At 34.2% G+C, this 17945-nt stretch carries 15 protein-coding genes and 1 riboswitch; of the genes, 12 read left to right on the top strand and 3 right to left on the bottom strand.

The annotated features are described in order from the left end of the window. Nucleotides 1-3: 3 nt before the first annotated feature. Nucleotides 4-2775: a type IV secretory system conjugative DNA transfer family protein gene (locus tag HPT25_RS26200; RefSeq protein ID WP_173071528.1), complete on the bottom strand. Its 2772-nt coding sequence runs from the start codon at nucleotides 2773-2775 to the stop codon at nucleotides 4-6. Further along, nucleotides 2759-4060, bottom strand: a complete 1302-nt coding sequence (locus tag HPT25_RS26195) for a replication-relaxation family protein (protein ID WP_173071526.1) — start codon at nucleotides 4058-4060, stop codon at nucleotides 2759-2761. The genes HPT25_RS26200 and HPT25_RS26195 overlap by 17 nt, the downstream gene beginning before the upstream one ends. A gap of 1377 nt (nucleotides 4061-5437) precedes the next feature. Here HPT25_RS26195 and HPT25_RS26190 point away from each other — a divergent pair. Further along, nucleotides 5438-5869, top strand: a complete 432-nt coding sequence (locus HPT25_RS26190; RefSeq protein WP_173071524.1) for a hypothetical protein — start codon at nucleotides 5438-5440, stop codon at nucleotides 5867-5869. 20 nt (nucleotides 5870-5889) lie between these two features. Next, the gene (locus HPT25_RS26185) at nucleotides 5890-7338 is read left to right on the top strand and encodes an FtsZ/tubulin family protein (RefSeq protein WP_173071522.1); all 1449 of its coding nucleotides are present in this window, start codon (nucleotides 5890-5892) and stop codon (nucleotides 7336-7338) included. A 368-nt stretch (nucleotides 7339-7706) separates the two neighbouring features. On the opposite strand, the gene HPT25_RS26180 is transcribed toward HPT25_RS26185, so the two are convergent. Then, nucleotides 7707-8141, bottom strand: a complete 435-nt coding sequence (locus HPT25_RS26180; protein ID WP_173071520.1) for a hypothetical protein — start codon at nucleotides 8139-8141, stop codon at nucleotides 7707-7709. Between the two features lie 936 nt (nucleotides 8142-9077). Between HPT25_RS26180 and HPT25_RS26175 the strand changes: the two genes are divergently transcribed. From HPT25_RS26175 to HPT25_RS26135, 10 genes are all read left to right on the top strand, one after another. Continuing rightward, a complete protein-coding gene (locus HPT25_RS26175; protein ID WP_173071517.1) occupies nucleotides 9078-10250 on the top strand; it encodes a hypothetical protein in 1173 nt (390 codons plus the stop codon). Nucleotides 10251-10715: 465 nt separating this feature from the next. Next, nucleotides 10716-10889: a hypothetical protein gene (locus HPT25_RS28890; protein ID WP_246277400.1), complete on the top strand. Its 174-nt coding sequence runs from the start codon at nucleotides 10716-10718 to the stop codon at nucleotides 10887-10889. A gap of 48 nt (nucleotides 10890-10937) precedes the next feature. Further along, nucleotides 10938-11189 carry a hypothetical protein gene (locus HPT25_RS28885; protein ID WP_246277399.1) on the top strand — a complete coding sequence of 84 codons (252 nt, stop codon included), beginning with the start codon at nucleotides 10938-10940 and terminating at the stop codon, nucleotides 11187-11189. Between the two features lie 399 nt (nucleotides 11190-11588). Further along, the gene (locus HPT25_RS26165) at nucleotides 11589-12422 is read left to right on the top strand and encodes an SDR family oxidoreductase (RefSeq protein WP_173072049.1); all 834 of its coding nucleotides are present in this window, start codon (nucleotides 11589-11591) and stop codon (nucleotides 12420-12422) included. Between the two features lie 239 nt (nucleotides 12423-12661). Then, nucleotides 12662-13453 (top strand): phosphotransferase, encoded by a 792-nt coding sequence (locus tag HPT25_RS26160; protein ID WP_173071516.1) that lies wholly within the window; start codon nucleotides 12662-12664, stop codon nucleotides 13451-13453. Between the two features lie 250 nt (nucleotides 13454-13703). After that, nucleotides 13704-14327, top strand: a complete 624-nt coding sequence (locus HPT25_RS26155; RefSeq protein ID WP_173071514.1) for a hypothetical protein — start codon at nucleotides 13704-13706, stop codon at nucleotides 14325-14327. Nucleotides 14328-14626: 299 nt separating this feature from the next. Next, nucleotides 14627-15490, top strand: a complete 864-nt coding sequence (locus HPT25_RS26150; RefSeq protein WP_173071512.1) for an ABC transporter permease subunit — start codon at nucleotides 14627-14629, stop codon at nucleotides 15488-15490. Continuing rightward, nucleotides 15487-16518 carry an ABC transporter permease gene (locus HPT25_RS26145; RefSeq protein WP_173071510.1) on the top strand — a complete coding sequence of 344 codons (1032 nt, stop codon included), beginning with the start codon at nucleotides 15487-15489 and terminating at the stop codon, nucleotides 16516-16518. Before HPT25_RS26150 ends, HPT25_RS26145 begins: the two co-directional genes overlap by 4 nt. 378 nt (nucleotides 16519-16896) lie before the next feature. Further along, nucleotides 16897-17352, top strand: a complete 456-nt coding sequence (locus tag HPT25_RS26140) for a YoqH family protein (protein ID WP_173071508.1) — start codon at nucleotides 16897-16899, stop codon at nucleotides 17350-17352. A 300-nt stretch (nucleotides 17353-17652) separates the two neighbouring features. Next, a riboswitch (ZMP/ZTP riboswitch) is annotated at nucleotides 17653-17732 on the top strand. 75 nt (nucleotides 17733-17807) lie between these two features. Further along, the coding region (locus HPT25_RS26135) for an NAD(P)-binding domain-containing protein (protein ID WP_173071506.1) at nucleotides 17808-17945 on the top strand (138 nt) is incomplete at its 3' end.

Below are 17945 nucleotides of genomic sequence, written 5' to 3'. Positions count from 1 at the left end.
TCATTATTTTTCATCATTTAAAAATGTAACGAATTCATCAATTAACTCCAGACTTTTAGGGCCAATCGCACTTCTTTCAGGAGTCTTTCCTTTTTTCGGTTCTTTTATTTCCTCCGTCTGCGTTGGAATGATTGGTGTCTTTAATTGAGATTGCCAATCTTCTAACTCTGGTTTCTTCTCTTCTTTAGGTAGCACGCTATCAGTTGGTTGATTATTTCCCTCCACTAGTGGCTGTTCCTCTTTTTCTACAGGTGACGGAGCCTGTACCTCTATTTCAACGGGCGCTAGCTTCTCTTTCATTTTTGTGTCACTTTCGATTGGAGGAACTTTCTCTAGATTTACTGCATTGCCTTTTGGCTCTTCCGTTTCTGCCATTTTCTCTACTGCTACTGGTTTATGTGTACGCAGCCTAGATGGTTTTGGCGGGGAAAAGACAATGTCATTTTTCGGTAAATCCACATGCTTTAGCGACACCGTTTCTTCTACTTGCTTTTCATCTAACCCCTCATACTTCGGAGACGATGGTTTAGGTACTTCTGTAAAGATCACCTTATCCTTATTTTCTTCCACCTCTATCCCCTCAGACACCATATCCTCTTTCGGCTTATCTTCTAGGAATAGCTGACGTTCTTCTAACCAGATTTCCGCTGCATCATCAATAACCAAAACCTTTGCTTTTTTAAATTCCTCTTTAGGAACAAAATTAGCTTTAATTTGTTGGACAGGCATTGGCTTGTTATTAGCAACGATTTTAACACTACACTGGAAGGCATCTTGATATATCACGTCCCCAGCTGTCATCATAACATCCTTTTTCTTACTGAACGAAGAACCACCGCGGGACATTGGGTTATCTGACATAGGAGAAACCGATTGTTCTGATGTGCTTTCTTCATAAACATACTTTTCACCAAAGATTTTACTGAAGTATTCACTATCGAATGCAGGTAAATCCCCGTAGACCATACGGTTTCTTAAAGTACCAATCAGTGTATCCATATAATACTCACCATATCTGTCAGCTAACTGTGTAATGGTTTGTAGAATAATCGTGACAATCACCTTATACTTACGGGATTGCGCAGGGAATTCCCTAAAAGGCTGATAAAGATAATCTGGCGCTTCGTCGGCAATGATATGATGGAACGTTGAGACGTTAGGCGGACGACGGAAAACAGCATTTTGTAAGCTCAGTAATACGATCTTACCTAAAACGTTGGACAATCCTGAGATTTCACCTTTACTCGTATTCACAAGTAACACGCCGCCTTGCTCTAGGTGGACGTCAAAGTCAAAATCACTCTTTCCAAAGAGTACCCTACGAATCAATTTATTTGCACCAATATCATTCAGAACATTTCGTAAACCCTGAACGAATTCTGCTTTGGCATCATAATACTCCACTTGTCCGCGATAAGGTCCCGTTTGAATCATGACAGGTATTTCCCCTTGTGGCGTACGCATGGTTTTAGGAACAAGGTTGTTGTCAAACCACTCATCAATCTGTTTCACAATCTGCCAATGGTTACGTTCATCCCGATCCGCAATATTCTCGTAATCTTCCGGGAAAGTCTTTTTTAGGTTCTCATGCATTTTTCGTACGATCTGCGAATTGTTGTACATATCTAAGAGCATATCAAAGGTTACTTCTTGATCAGGCTCATGTAGTTTTAAAAGATAAATATAATGCTTTAAATGGGTTCTCTGTGATTGCTGGAAGAATTCATTGGTTTCTCCACTCTCATTCAGCCCTTCGATTACAAGCGCAAAAGCTTCCGCAACTTTATCAACAGGCCCTTTCATCGGATTGATCGATGGCGTATTCGGGTCTAACGGGTTAATGTACGTGATACTCTTCTCTGGTATATTATGTGCCTTTACTAGCTGGAGCGCTTTCTGACACAAATCGTTGGAAGGCTCGATAATACTGATACCATTTAGGTACATTCCTTTGACTTCTTCCGAATGATAGTTCGGCAGTTTTGAAATGGTTGGATAATCATTAATAAATCTTGTCATCCAATGCAAATCTTGATTGATCATAGGGAGTCCCAGAGCTGCGGTTTTCCCTGTTCCGATACTCCCTATAATAATAGAGTTCAAGGTTCGATCTCGCCCAGGGATTGTAACCATTTCCCCTGTTTCTGAACTCTCTCCTAATTCCACATCTGGCCATATATCTGTTTTCTCGATCTTCGTAAATCCTTGTATCCATTTCCCTTTTATTTCGAAGTGTGCAAAAGCCTCAATTAAATCCTCTTGGTTTTTTGTAATCAATCCCCCAAGATGAAAAATGACGATACCCATTGCTACAAGGGGCAACGACATGAGAAGCAATAAAAACTGGTCGGTGTTATGAAGCAATATATATTGCATCGTTTTATCCTGAATATTGATCATCTTAGCCCGCATTGCGAAATATGGAACGAGCTTATTATAAACAGCTGCAGTGATTAACCATGAATATTGAAACATAATCCCGAAAACCATTACTAAAAACTGAAATAATCTCCATTTAAGCCCCTTATAATAACTTACCCTTGTCGATAATAGCCAGGTGCAGATGAAGAAAAGAACGACTACTCCAAATCCGATAAACCCTGGGTGAATGGGGTCTCCAAATAAGAAGAAGGTCTTGATCTCCCCTGTTGTTTGAGCGTTAAACAAAAATATCAAATTGACCAAGGCTCTACACAATTGATAGAACGAATCTAGAAAAAGCGCAGTCCCAATTAAAAACGGCAGTCTCGCCTTCCAATTAACGGCTTTTATCATAAGTAGTGATCTCCATTCGATATGGTGATATTTGTTTGAAAAAATTTGGTTCCTGTCTGACAGTAGAAGTTAGTGTCTGACCATCAATAAAGAGAACCTTCGGATATTCAGCTCCGAAAATGTCAGACTGAAGTGATGTCAGACTGTCATACAAAACGATCATACGGTCAATTTGTTCATTGAATGAATTAAATTGGAAAGCCGATTTGTATAAAAAGTCCAAACGGTCTAAAGCCTGAACATATCCTTCATCCATTACGAGGAACATGACCGTTTCTGAAAAGGTGCCAGCGTGGTTCGATAATTTATAAATACCGTCAGCATAGTAATGTTTCGGAATGGATGGATTATAGAAAATATCCGGTTTTAATTCCGAAAATTTATATTCAAACACCTCATTGTATTCACCTAACAATGTTACAGCTACCTGTACATCCATGGATTTACTCTCAAGATCAAAAGGAATTTGATTCCGAATAATCCGATATGCTAGTTCGGTTGCATTGGACAGCGAAACAATAAACACTTGCAAATTAGGACATTGGATATCAGGTGTACAAACTAAGGCTTGTTTCATGTTCCCGATTCGCCTTTGTCGTTCTGGATAGGCGAATCGTGTGGGAAAGAAATCATCGATTACCGCCATAAGAACAATATGAGTTTCCGTTTTACGCGATTGTGCTAACCGGATATACCCCTTCAATTTGTCCCTAATCATCTCAAGACTTTCAGTTCCAGTATCCAACTCAATATTTATAAATTTGTCATCACTTTTAATAATCCAATCAGGTACAACAAACTTTTTATCTTGCGAAGCAGCCGTTTCATCCATATATAAATAGTCATACGGCGAAAAATCCTCTATCCCCTCTATCCCTTCATTTCGTATACGTAGCATAGTTGAGATCACAACCTCTTGAGTAGAAAGATAGTGGTCTAATCGTTTGGCTCCTGCTACCTTAAAGTGGTTATATAATTTGGTGTCAGACGATAAATAACCACTTGATAAAAGAACCTCAATTCCCTTCGTCCCTATACTGAAGTAGTGATAGCGAAATCCCTTTTGACCCAACGAATACTCATGCCGTACCAATAAGGAGTTTTGCGTGAATTTATTTAACCTACGGGAAAAACTGTCATAACGTATCACGTTTTCTGCGCCTATCCACCGATACAATTGATTGGTAGTGAGCAATCGGTTTTTATAAACCCTATAGAGGAGTTCCAACTCATAATCTTTTAAGGATATTCGCCTGCTGTTTTCTCCAATATAGACATCGTTCATTTTCATCTCCCCTTTATTTAAAGAAAAAAAACCCACACCTAAGAAAGGGATAGTGAAATTTAATCCCTAAATAGATGTGGGTTTTTCCCAATACAAATATAAGATTTTATCAAACATTATAGCATGGTTCTTGGACAAACTAAATAGCGAATTTTTGTATAGTTATTCATTGATTATACAGAATTAGGGCGTGATATTACATGGGGAGAGATCAGAAAAAAACCTTAAAAATGTGGGTGAAAAAGAGCTGGTTTTTGACAAGGAAATTGCTGGTGAAATTATGTTAAAAAGGACTTGGAAAATGTATAATACTTCAGGTTCTTTTCGCCCCTTAATCCCTTGGAAAATCAGGCTTTAGATATGCAACTCCAGTTGCACACCCAAAGTTGCATAGTATTGGCTGCAACTTTGGCAATGCAACCTTGGGTGTGCAACTTTGGAGTCTTCATCTTAAAAATGAATGTTTTCATTCGGTAATTAAAATGAATAAAAATTTGAGACTTTTAATCACTTAACCCCAAATAAATATAGCCAGTTCCCCCCCTCTTTTCGGATGCAAAATTTTACATAACCGTTGTTTTGACAGCCGACACCTCCCCCTCCCTTTCACTAAAAAAGTGGAATTCTGGAATTCTGGAATTCTGGCACTGGGATAATCATATTTTTTAAGATTTAAAGAGAAGAGAGAGGTACTAAGGATAAATAAATATTTATAAATTCCCTTCCCTCGCCATCCCCTTTTATCCTCCGTTTATGGAGTTTTGTTATAAATTGATGGGGCAGTAACCGGGATCTGCCCGCATTTTAGACCATAATCATAATTTAACGTACAGAAAAATATAGATTATTAACCAAATAAGTGTGTTAATTGCTTCTTTAGCTCTTTATATTCGTTCCGTTTATAATGCTAAATAGCCGCTACTTCAAAGCAAGTCCCCCTTTCGAATAAAGACTCTATATAAAGAGTCTATATATAGAGTCTATAATAATTCGAATCTTACATTTAAAGAGAGAACCATTGATAATAAAGCAATCATATATAGAGTCTATATATAGACTCTAACAATTTAATATTCATATTTTCCGAGTTTTTTACTAATAATCATCTGCTGAATCCCCTTTTTATTCACCTAAGAGAAAAATCCACAAAGAAAACGAATGATATTTTCAAGTATTTTTTTAGATAACCAGTATCACCAACAGCTTAGACTCTATATATAGATACCATAATAAAAACACAGTAACACCAACGTCTCAACCGATTTTTCGAAAATTAAAATGAGTTAACTCTCTTGCATAGACTCTTGTATCAGAGTCTTGTATCAGACTCTAATATAAGGTAATATGTAGTAAATGTGAAAAAAAGGAGGTATACATGTGATTGATGAATTACATCAAAAATACATAGATACTAAATTCCCTCCTGAACTCGTTCAAATGTTTGCTGATATCATTGAAGCAGATGAAGTCGCCAAAAAAGTATGCATATTTATCGGAAGGACTGAAAGAGGACAAAGAGGAGAAGATTTGAATCTCAGGGGTGTCACCATTAATGACATTGTTGAAAATGTAATGGTCGACAGGTTAACCAAAGTAGAAAAAGGTCGTTCCTACACGTTTCATGAAATCAAAACCAATATTCACAGAAAAACAGCAGAAAGACAAGTTGATAAATTGTTAGATATGTCACTTCTATTCTACAAACATGTTAAACCCTATAAATTCTTGTTTTTAACAATCCGTGGGTGGCAGATCGTAGAGGAAATCGTTAAAAATAGAGCAATCAGGATAAATCAAAATAAACAATAATTTATAAGGAGAGATATTGAATGCTATTTACAAATAATCCCCCTGCAATCAATATGACAATGGTTGGCTTCGGCCAGGCAGGAACACGAATGGCTGACGCTTTTGCCTCAATAAAAAAAACAGACGGTACTCCTTGCTATAACTGTCTTGCACTAAATAGTAATGATGGCGATTTACAGGGATTACGTTATATTTCAACGAGTAATCGAGTATCACTTAATCTTGGTGGTTTGGGAAAAAACCCTGAGAAAGCCATGAGAGTTATTGAGGAAAACGAAGAAGTAAAAGAAAAGTTAAAACAATTTATAACAGATCGTGTCAGACCGAATGACGAACTCGTATTGTTTTTAGCAGGTTTAGGTGGAGGTACTGGAACTTCAACCATCATTAAGGCAATTGAAGAATTCAACGACTTCCATAACAAGCCCATAATCCGAGAAGAATTAGTAAAATTACAAAAATCCAGTGATCCAGCGGATTTCAAAGCAAATCTTAAAAAATACATGGCACAAGCTGTAAAAAACGCAGCAGAGAGAACCGTTAAAATCGGTATCATTGTTACGCTGCCCGTTAGAGATGATGGACCAGACGTATTGAGACAAGTTAATGATTTTACTCAACGCATCTGGAAACTGGCAAAGGACAAATCAAAAGGAATCGCATTTGTTATATTCGCTGATAATCAACAGTTTGCTGATGACTTCGAAAAGTTGCCAACTAATGAACGTCAAGGGCTTAAAGTAGACAACTACCGTGATTATGCTAACCTACAAATTAAAGATATAATTCACGAAATGAATACCGCTACAACTGGTGGTGGCACATCTGTAACTTTTGATAGTCAAGATTTCAAACGATTAATTTTGGAACATACCGGCTGCTTAGTAATGAACAAAATAACCAGAGATATCAAAGCAATTAGCAACGAATTTGATTTGCAAGAAATGTTCATGGAGTCTATCAAAGGAAGTAATCTACATCAGCCAGTTGAATTGATGGAAAAGCAAGATGATGGCAGTTATATCGCATCTAAAGTGCATCACGTTGGATTGTTAGCGGTCCTTTCTCCAGATAAAAAAATACCAAGTTCTTTCATGGATATATCAAAGAAATCCGTTACAGAAGAATTACCTATTAATGGAACGGTGTTTAATGGTTACTTGGTCGAAAATAATAACAGAAAAGGCATTGTGTACACTGTATTCAAAACAGAAGCACTTCCTAACCGATTAGCTAAAGGTTTAGTTGAAGAATATAACGAATTTATGGAAAGACAACGGAAATTCGTATATAAAAATTCAGCTATCTCCTCAATTGCTGCAACAACAGAAGATGATGAATTTGATATGGACTTAGATTTAAGTGATTTAGGTATTGATCTCGGTGAAGATGAAAAAGTTGAGAATGAGAAAAAAGATGATAACTTTGACATCGATATTGATTCATTGGATTTTGACGGATTAGAATAGGAAGCAACAATAAACAGGATTGGTATTGAGATCGCCTATCCTGTTTATTTTTCTGTTGACCACTTCTTTCCACCAAAATAGTTGGGGGCCCCTGAGGAACGTTTGTCCCTTATTTAATTTTATTATAAACAAGTATTATTTTTCTCCTGTTCCGCCAACTAGATCCATACTGTTGCAACCTTCATATCTCTGATTAATCATGATTAATATCGCTAAAATTTGCAATCACTTTAAATCACCCTGTTTTCTATTTTATATCTTTCTATAAATCCTGATTTTCCCTTAAGATATTAAGCCAGGGTTAGTATGTGAAAAATATAACAAAGTATAAAAGAAAATATTCGCATCATATTGTTTAGAACTAAATATTAATCATAAACACTGAAAGATAACCAATACACCCCTTTAGTAGTTTCGAAAAAATAGTCTTCCGAACTAACAACTCTGTTAAATTCATAACCAAAGTCGTCTTTTGCCTTAATAACTTCTTGTGGTTCTTCTTTTAGTTCTTCCATTATTGCTTCAATCAAAAATTCCTTAGGAACTAATGCTTTTAAATCAAAATCAATTGGTATTTTTCCAATCCAATAGTTCTCACACTCTGATAAAAGTTCATTTTTCCAGTTATTTAGTTTAACAAAGTATTTGTAGTGTTCTGCTTTGTATTTCTCAAAAACGTCTAATGCTTCTTGATGCCATTCTTTTGAGGAATCCGTTAGCCTAACAAATACGTATTCATTTTCAACATATTTTTGAGAATTTACTTCTGCAAAGGATTTTAAAAAATCATGAATGTTTTTCATAATTACACAACTCCTTAAATTGTATTTTCCTAGGAAGTTGGACAACCAGCTAATCCGAAAACCGCGTACTTATCCACTCATTCCTCTCCTTATCATTATGAATCATTTAGAATAAAAAATTATAAATCTGTCAAAACTAATAATAAACGCCACTCTTTACCCTGCATTTAATACTGATCCATACCTTTGTTGGCATAGCCTTAACTACCATTACTATTCTTGGGGTTCACTGATAATAAATTTATCTATTGTATTTTTTAATAACTATAAAAATCACTTTGAATCAGTCATATGATTGCAAATTACCAATCAATTTACTGATTGATAGTGATTATAGCCACTAATATCAATCACTTGCACTACCTATAAATAATTACAATCCAGACGGATCAAAAAAAGCTACTCGTTCTATAAATATCCTCAACTATCAATAAACTTATTCATTATCATTATAGATAACTCGATTATAAATCAATACGAATAAAATTTTATAATCTTTTTTTCAAATCATCTCTCAATCATTATAAATAACTCGATTATTTATAACTAACAATCTATTTCTATAAAGATAAATTAGTACAAATCACAATCACTATAAATATCCAATAAATCAATCATTACAAATACCTTTTTATAAGTATAAACAAATAAAAATCATAATCATTATAAATACACTATTTACCATTCAGTATCAATCGGTTTTGATAATGATAAATCGAAATCACTATAAATATCGATGTTATCAATTACAATTTATAACTATAGAGCGTAATCATTATAAATATCGGTTTTATTAATTCCGATTTATAGGTTTAAATCATTATAAATAAGCAATAATTCTTTTGATAAACTCAATTACAAAGAGAAAACTCTTGAATTCGCAAGTTTTCTAGCCAATAATAGATAATAGAAACTTGCCGAAAGTAGGTGAATCATATGAGTGACCAGGATAATACTATTTTGGATGCTGTTGGATATACGGTTAGTAATGCGGAAAAAAAGAATATTGAAGAAATGTCAATTGCAGAGGAAATAAGATATATCTTTAACGAAGATCCTTTATACCAAGTAATAGAAGAAGAAGGATTACAGGAAGAATTGATTCCAGAGAAATTATTATCAGAACTAAATCGTAAAAATCAATACACCATAGCTGAAGCTGCTGAACGGTTAGAAAAGAAGGATTATCAAATTCGTAATATCATACAACGTAACGGTTTAGAAGAATATGTACAAATAACCCAAGCAGGGAAGTTATATAGGCTAGATTATAAAGGAATCTACAGATTATATTTGATTTTCGTACTTCAAGATCAGCTCGGCAAGAGACCAGTTGATATTGCTAGCTTAGTGGGTGTCATGCCTGAAACCGTAAAAGAAGAAGCTCCAAAACCCCCGGTTAGAAAAGGGACTAACACAGTTATCTCGCCATCAGCCGTACATGATCAACTTGATAGTTTGGAAAATCAAATGTTTTCTATGTTTCTGTATACTCAAATGGTCCGTGAATATGATATTCGAAGACAAGCATATCAAAAAGCAGTTGTTGATGTTTCCAACTGGGAAAAAGAAATGGATCATATAAATCAATTAATTGAATTGCATGAATCCATTCTACATATGGCCAAAGAGGAACAAAAAGAACTTCAAGCTTTAAAGAAGAATGTGTCTGATGTAGTTGAGGGAGTTAATCAAGCCTTTGGGGATGTGGCAAAATCTCAAGGCGATATATATAGTCACGTCAATCGAGCGAATGAAAATAGTGGTGGTTTCTTAGCAAAATTATTTGGTAAAAGGAAAGCACCACTTGATGGGCACGAAACCAAAATCACAATTCGTGAAATTGCTATAACAGCTGAGGAAGTAAAAACTAATCTTATTGTTAAGAAAGAGGAACTAGAAAAACTGAAAGCTGATAGAGCAGCGTTAGAGAAACAAAAATCACTGATCCATGACCTTAAAAATAAGGCGCTAATAGAATACCAAGACTTTAAAGATAAAATGGAAGAAGAAAAGGTGAAAATACTTAAAGAAACAAAGAATCCTTCCATCAAATTGCTCCTGGAGCAACCCTTATCAGATTTTGAACCTGAAAATAAAATTGAATAAAACACTTGCAAAAAGTGTAGTTTTTGTTATATAATATTTTCAAATAAATCAAGGGGTGATTGCAATGTTAAGTTTTTTCAAAGAAGAAACCATAAAAAAAATTGATAAGGCAGCCATGGTGTTAGCCGTTATTGGTTTAATTAATGCCATTGCGATCACTGTAATTGCCAATCTTTAATCATTATCAAATAATTATTAATCGTATCGCTGCTGCCCAGCGATATTTTTTTATTTATAAGTGTTAAGATTAATTTTTGGAAATTGAATAGGAAATGATTACAACCTCCATTTATTTACATAAGAGCAGACCTCCACAATCGGCCCAAAATTGCTGAATAAAACGTTTTAAGAAAATTGATATGCTGAAGAGTTTGTGAAAACTTTCGCTTAAATTAAAGAAGGAGGTTACTTCAATAAGAAATGGTAAAATAGAGTTAATAAAAGCTATTTTGATAAGAAGACAATATGGATAAAAATGAATTCTTCCAAGACCTTGAAGAAATTGTAGTTGACCCTTTGATTATTGGAGATAGTGAAGATGACATAGACCAAGAAAAAGTAAACAACACTTGGTCAATTTCTATTAGTAATGAATTAAGTACTCAGTTGAGTGTTAAGGATTTTATAGATTTTTTTTGAGAGGTTATTTCCAACAGACGTAAACAAATTAAAATCTCTAATAAGAGTATGCTTTTTTATGTATGGTTCGATTGGCAAGCTGCACAATTAAGATTTAATATGGTATCGAATTATGATTCTAAGCTACCGTTCAGTTGTGAAATTGAAACCACTGATAAACTCGAACCAATCATTGAAGAATTTCTAAGTTTTCCTTATCACAATGGCTTTCCGGTTGAAGAGATTAGTGAAGAAGATGAATGGCTAGAAGAAGAAAGCAATTTCCCCTTAAAAGTTTTCCTATGCAAAATAAAAAGATAATCCATTTTCATCTAACGGGTGCGATAGTTCCACAAGCTATATTCCATTTTTGGACTAAACCCATATATTGTTATTCCATTAAGGGCGAATTTCTAGATTTGAAATGAGCTCTTCTTAATGAATTGGTTAGTCGAACAAGGGGATTGAGATAGATAAGCTTTTTAAAATTATTTTTTGTTAAATTTCACCTATTTTGTTAAAATAATAAAAGTGGAGATATTGAAAGGGGATAAGATTCGAGATGTGGAAGAGCTTGTAATGATTAGAAAGTGGATAGACTAGTTTTTGCTCTCATTTAAGAGGGTTTATTTGACTATCTTTAATCATTCAAGGACTGCATTTTGGCTCAAAAACCCTTGTTAGAGGATGGATGCCTTTTTGTGTGTCTGTCTTTTTTTGATGGGAATAATCATATCTCCTGTTGACCTTATTTATGCGTCCTTCATTTGGAGGGGTATTTATGAACCAATTAAAAGAAAAATTGCAATTATTACGGGTGTAAGCCGTCTTAAAGGTATAGGAGCAGCTATTTGTAAGGAGTTAGCTGAAACTGGATATCATATATTTTTTACATATTGGACTGAATATGATAAAAAAATGCCTTGGAGCATTGATTTAGATGAGCCAATGAAATTAATGGAAGCATTAAAACGAAAAGGTGTTAAGGTATCATGTATGGAGTTGGATTTAACCCATTTTGAAGCACCAGATCAGCTTTTAAATAGAGTAATTGAACAACTTGGTTGTCCTGATATCTTAATTAATAACGCAGCATACTCAACTAACAACGATTTTTCTAATTTAACTGCCGAAGAATTAGATAAACATTACATGGTAAATGTTCGTGCAACAACACTATTAAGTAGTAAATTTGCTCAAAGGTTTGATAAGAAATCAGGTGGAAGAATAGTCAATATTACTTCTGGTCAATTTCGAGGACCAATGCCTGGCGAATTAGCATATGCAACAACAAAGGGGGCAATTGATGCTTTGACTATTACGCTATCAGCTGAGCTTGCCCCTTTGGGAATAACGGTAAATGCAATAAATCCAGGACCAACTGATACAGGGTGGATGACAGAGAGCATCAAAAATGAATTAAAACCAATGTTTCCTTTCGGTAGAATAGGTTTACCGAAGGATGTTGCAAAAGCCATAAAATTTCTAGTGAGTGATGAGGCAGATTGGATTACAGGTCAGATTATTCATTCAGAAGGTGGATTTAGAAGATAAAACAAAATGGGTTCTAGTTTTAGAGCCCTTTTTTGTTGTGAACCATTGTGCACAAAGATAAAAGTTGCATTCTATAAATCTTTTGATCGAGAACACTGGATAAGGGCCATATTCTGGGGTAAGAAAGGAAATTAGACGGTACATCTTGAATTTAAAGTCAATCCATTAAAGAGGTAAGTTGAAAACAGGAGTTGTTGTATTCTGGTTTATAGAAAGTCATATTCGGGAGGAATATTTTGATGTCAAACCATGAAAACGAAGAAATGCTAACAGGAGGAAATGTCTCTAATGTGTATCGTTCGGAAGATACTGTACGACGAGAATTAAATCTAGATAGTCCTAAAATTCATAAGCTATTAAAGCATTTAGAGAACAAAGGTTTCAATTATGCACCAAAATTTTTAGGTATTGATGAAAAAGGAAGAGAGATATTATCATTTATTGAAGGAGAAGCTGGAAATTATCCTTTAAAAGAATACATGTGGTCTGATGATGTCTTAATAGAAATAGGGAAAATACTCCGTCTTTATCATGATTCTGTGAGTGATTTTTCATTTGACGATAGCGGGGAATCGATAGATAACACCCCCAAACAATTTGAGGTATTATGCCATAATGATTTTGCAATATACAACATTATTTTTAATTATGAAAGACCAATAGGTATTATTGATTTTGATGTTGCTGGACCTGGTCCAAGACTTTGGGACATAGCTTATACTCTTTATACTTGCATCCCCTTAAGTAGATTTTATCTTTCCGAAACAGGTGAGAAAGTTTATTATAATTCATTACAGCATGCTAACCATATAAAACAAAGAGTTAAATTGTTTTTTGAATCTTACGGTGAAGGAATTGAAACCGATTATTTGGAAATGGTATTGCTACGATTAGAAGGGTTATGTAAAACAATTACAAGAAAAGCCAGTGAAGGTGAAATTGCTTTTCAAAAAATGATAGTTGAAGGGCATCTTGAACATTATCAAAAAGATATTAAATTCATTCGTGAACATGGAAAAGAGTGGATTTAAGGGTAGGTTTTTGTTGAAAGAGGGCTTTTCAACAATAAGAGTGTAGCAAAAATACAATAAACGATATTCAGCAATCGGGCCATTTAATTGAAGAACTTACCTTAAAGGTAACTGGATATTTATGTGAAAATATAATGGGATAGTGAAGGGGTGAACTTAAATTAACGTGGCAGTTTAGTGCAACAAGAAGCTCCTTTTACCAATTTGTGTTAAAATGAAATGTATTACTTTAACCTTGGAGGCGGGAAATATGAAACGAATGCCATTCGAACCACCAACTAAACACTATGATGAACGTATTAAAGCCATAGATGAACAAATATGTCATTTAATCAAACAACGGAAAGACATTTCGAATAATAATCCCGGCTTTCCACCTCGGCAATTAATAACTGCTTGGTCTGAAAAATATAATTTATATAAAGAATTTTTAAATGGTGTATTTGGACATTTTTTTAACGAAGAGATTTATAAACCTGTTGTAGAGCCAAAAGGATTTATTAAAAACATACCAATCTTAAAATCATTTGAAAAAGATAATTCGTTTTATTCGGTAACGTTTATTAGCCAATTTGAAAATGCGAGTGTCATTCATCTTACCACTGATAGAGATTCATTCGATGAATTGGATGGAGATTTCCACCGAAGACGAGAATTCACTTTTTTTGACATTTCCATAGAGGGAGTTGGAACTGACTATGACTGTCGACACGAAGGAGGGGGTGGTTCTGGTGGGCATACATCATATACTTTTATTGTCTCACCACCTTTACCCGAAGAAAATTCAACTCTAAATTTAGTTTTTAAAGAATATAAAACGCCATTAAAAACAAAACCAACAGGTCTTGAATTTGTCATTAAATTAGATAACTAATGGTTGAAAATCCTTATTAAACGAACGGGCGCTATTCTGAAGTAATGATAAACGTCCAACTTCTTAATTTTTATTAGAAATTGCGCTTTTTATATTAATTTATTGTGCAAAATAGCGCTTGAATAAAAAACACCCTGCTTTCATCTGCATTTGAAGGTGGGGATTTTTGCTATATACGAATCAGTTTTATCAATTATATATTGTCTTTTAGGCTTGAATTAGCAAAGTTGATCTTCCGTTATGTGGGATTTTTTTTAAAATATGTAATAATAAAAAAGTAATTATTTAGGGGGGAACACATGAAAACGATATTTAGGCTTGTTATTAGACTTGTGTTGATAATATCTGGATTTTTATATACTTTTAATCTTCCTCATTTATTTGGTATAGAAAATGACAAGATTAAAATAAGTTTTCAAGTGTTTGGTAGGTTGGTTATGAAAGAATTATTTGCATTTGTTCAGCTGAAGGATCCAAATTATTTGGTGCCTTTGAAAGAATTGCCTATTGTAGAAAGTTATCAATATACCATGACCATTTTAGCTGCTAGTCTCTTAGTTGTTTTGTTTCTAGCAATGCTGATAGCTGTTTTTGTGATGCTTTCAAGTGGCAAAGTGCAAACTTACTTAAAATACGGAATTAATTTTATTGAAGGAGTTCCAGATTTACTAGTAATTTTTTTATTTCAAATTTTTGTTATTGCACTTTATAAAAATACAGGTTTAAGAATTTTTCAATTGTATGGAATATTTGGGGCAAAGCCTTACTTTATTCCTGTTGTAACAGTTTCCTTTTTGCCTGTATTTTTATTAGCACAGTTTCTAATTAAAGTTATGGCAGAGGAACATAATCAGCTATATGTGCTGTATTTAAAGGCAAAAGGAATAAGCATGATTAGAATTTTACTGGTGCATATTTTTCGCAATATCTTTCCTCTTTTGCTCTTACAAATGCGGACAATTATTTGGCTAATATTAGCTAATATTTATCTAATCGAATATATGTTTAATTTAAATGGATTTACAAAAGTAATACAAAGGATAATTGACTTTCCATCTCTAGTGATTTGTTTGTTTATGATGGCTATTCCATTTGTAGTAGTCGAGGCTGGATGTTGGCTGCTTATTAAGAGACTAAACAGAAAGGAGACTGTCAGTTTATGAGAAGATATAAAAAAACAATAATTGGTTCAACTATACTGGTATTTATTTTACTGGCGAGCTGCATATATCCCCTATACGGTCCGGCGGATTTTAATCATATAATTTTTTTGGAGGATAAATATGGAAATATCATTAGCAGACCTCCATTCCCACCTTCATTATCACATTTGTTCGGAACCAGCCGAAATGGAGAAGATATGTTCTTGCTTCTACTATATGGGGCCAAATTCACCTTAATTACAGCTTTTAGTGTAGCGCTTCTAAGGGTTATTTTTGGAGGAGTTATTGGGCTGTTTATGGCTTTATGGGCGCCATTTTTAAAAAGCTATTTTAAAGATTTTTTTCTTATTTTCCGTTACATACCGTCCATCTTTATTGCGATTACCTTAATGACTCCAATAGTAGGCAGGATTAATGATGTTCCCATCGCTGCTCTTGTTACTTGTCAGATTATTATTCTTGTTTTTCTGGGAATTCCTGGTGCTACCTTGATGACTGTAGATATAACAGATGAGCTATTAAAAACGTCATTTGTTCAAAGTTCATTTCTTATGGGAGCAAGTAAACTTCATGTCGCTCGGAGACAATTGTTACCATATTTTCGTTCTTATAGTGTGTTATTTATAGTACAACAGCTGATAAGCACGATGCAAATCATCATGCATTTAGGGATTTTTGGGTTATTCCTTGGAGGACTAAACAGAGCTGGAATATTTGGCTGGGATGATCCTCAGGGGCCACCGACTCCTGCGACCTTATCCTATGAGTGGGCAGGTTTAATTGGGCAGGGTTTCAAGGATTTCCTCCTTGCTCCATGGACTGTATTCACTCCGGTTTTAGGCTTTTTCTTCATAATTGTAATAGTTAATATGATGAAAAAAGAAATAGAGGACAATATTCTAGGTTTAGAAACAATGAAACACCGGAAAAAAGAAAACAGTCAACTTCCGATAAAACAGAGTGGAGCATCTATCAATAATTTTGAGTTAATCAAAAAGGAGAAAAAAATGCAGAAATATCCAGTTTAGTCTGTACCCGATTTTTTATGCTGTTTTATATGTTATTTCAGTTGCTATTTACTTTTCTTTTTTAGGGAGAAAAGTGATTTTTCCCTCCCAAAACGGAACCTCTTATAAAAAAAGGTCAACCAGAAAAATCTGGCTAACCTTATATTACGATCGGGCGCTATTCTGGAGTAATGATAAAAGCCCAATTTTCTTAATGTTGAGAAATTGGGCTTTTTATATTTGTTTATAGAGAAAAATAGCTCTTAAAATGGCAGGGAAATAATTCCTAAAGTGACAAGGTGTAATTAATCTCTGATAAATTTAAGCTTTTATCTTTAGTAAATAAATTTAATTATTAGAAGGAAGGATATATTTAACAAGATTAAGGGGTTTTAAAGTATGAAAAAGATTATCATTTGCGTAATTATTGTTTTAACTGCCCTTCCTTCCATAACCTTTGGAAAGGAACGAACTGGAATTACCTTCCCTTGTACAGAGATACTTAATCCAGCACAAGTTGTCACCCAAAACGCCAGAGGGGTAGCACTGATTTATAATTATAAAAGCAAGTTTCGTGGTAATCGGACAAGTCTTAGTGTTCACGCCTTACATTTGTCTAAACCTTCTTCCTTCGGAAATTATGATAGTTATGAAGTATTGGCGTATATACCGAAAGAGATAAGTTGGATTTTCAATCTTAGCCCAAATACAGAACACGAAGAAACAATTTGGGTAGGTAAAGAAGACGAAATTTCCCCTGGATACAGACCAACCTATATTAAAGTTCGTTTATTTAATAACGCAACAAACAAATCAGGTCCAGTTGTACTCGAAAAGAGAATAACCTGTAAGTAAAAAAGCGTTGGCTTGAGCACGCCTTTTTATTATTCATATTTAATGCTAAATAACTTGTAATTAGTATTGCTAATTGATTGTATATCGGTATGATTTTTTAGTTTTCTCCCTCTGATCCGAATCCGTCAGTAACAAGTGCTATCTTTAATGATGTTTAAGCAAGGATCTTCCACAATCGGGCGCAATTCCTAAACAAGAAAAAATAATAAATAGGTATTAACGATTAAAAGAGATAATTCTATTTTTAAAGAAAAATTTGACAACTATTTAACTTTATTTTACAATTATTCAAACTTAATATCTTCTGTGCGCAACTGGCGAAACGTGGAGTACCACGAGGGAGCGTACAGTTTATATAGTCGTACGCCTGGGCAAAAAGTATTTGATTGTAACAATCGAATGCTTTTTTATTTTTCCAAAATGATTAAAAACCAAAATAGGAGATGATGTAAGTTATGTGTAACGCTAAAAGTTCAGTTATAGGATTTATTGGTACAGGTGTTATGGGACAAAGCATGGCCGGTCATATTTTAAATGCTGGTTATGAATTACTTGTCTTTAATCGCACTAAATCTCGTGCTGCTGATTTAATT

Origin of the sequence: Neobacillus endophyticus, from assembly GCF_013248975.1 — a bacterium.
Taxonomy (GTDB): Bacteria; Bacillota; Bacilli; order Bacillales; family Cytobacillaceae; genus Neobacillus; species Neobacillus endophyticus.
This window is presented reverse-complemented; position numbering and strand designations above follow the sequence as displayed.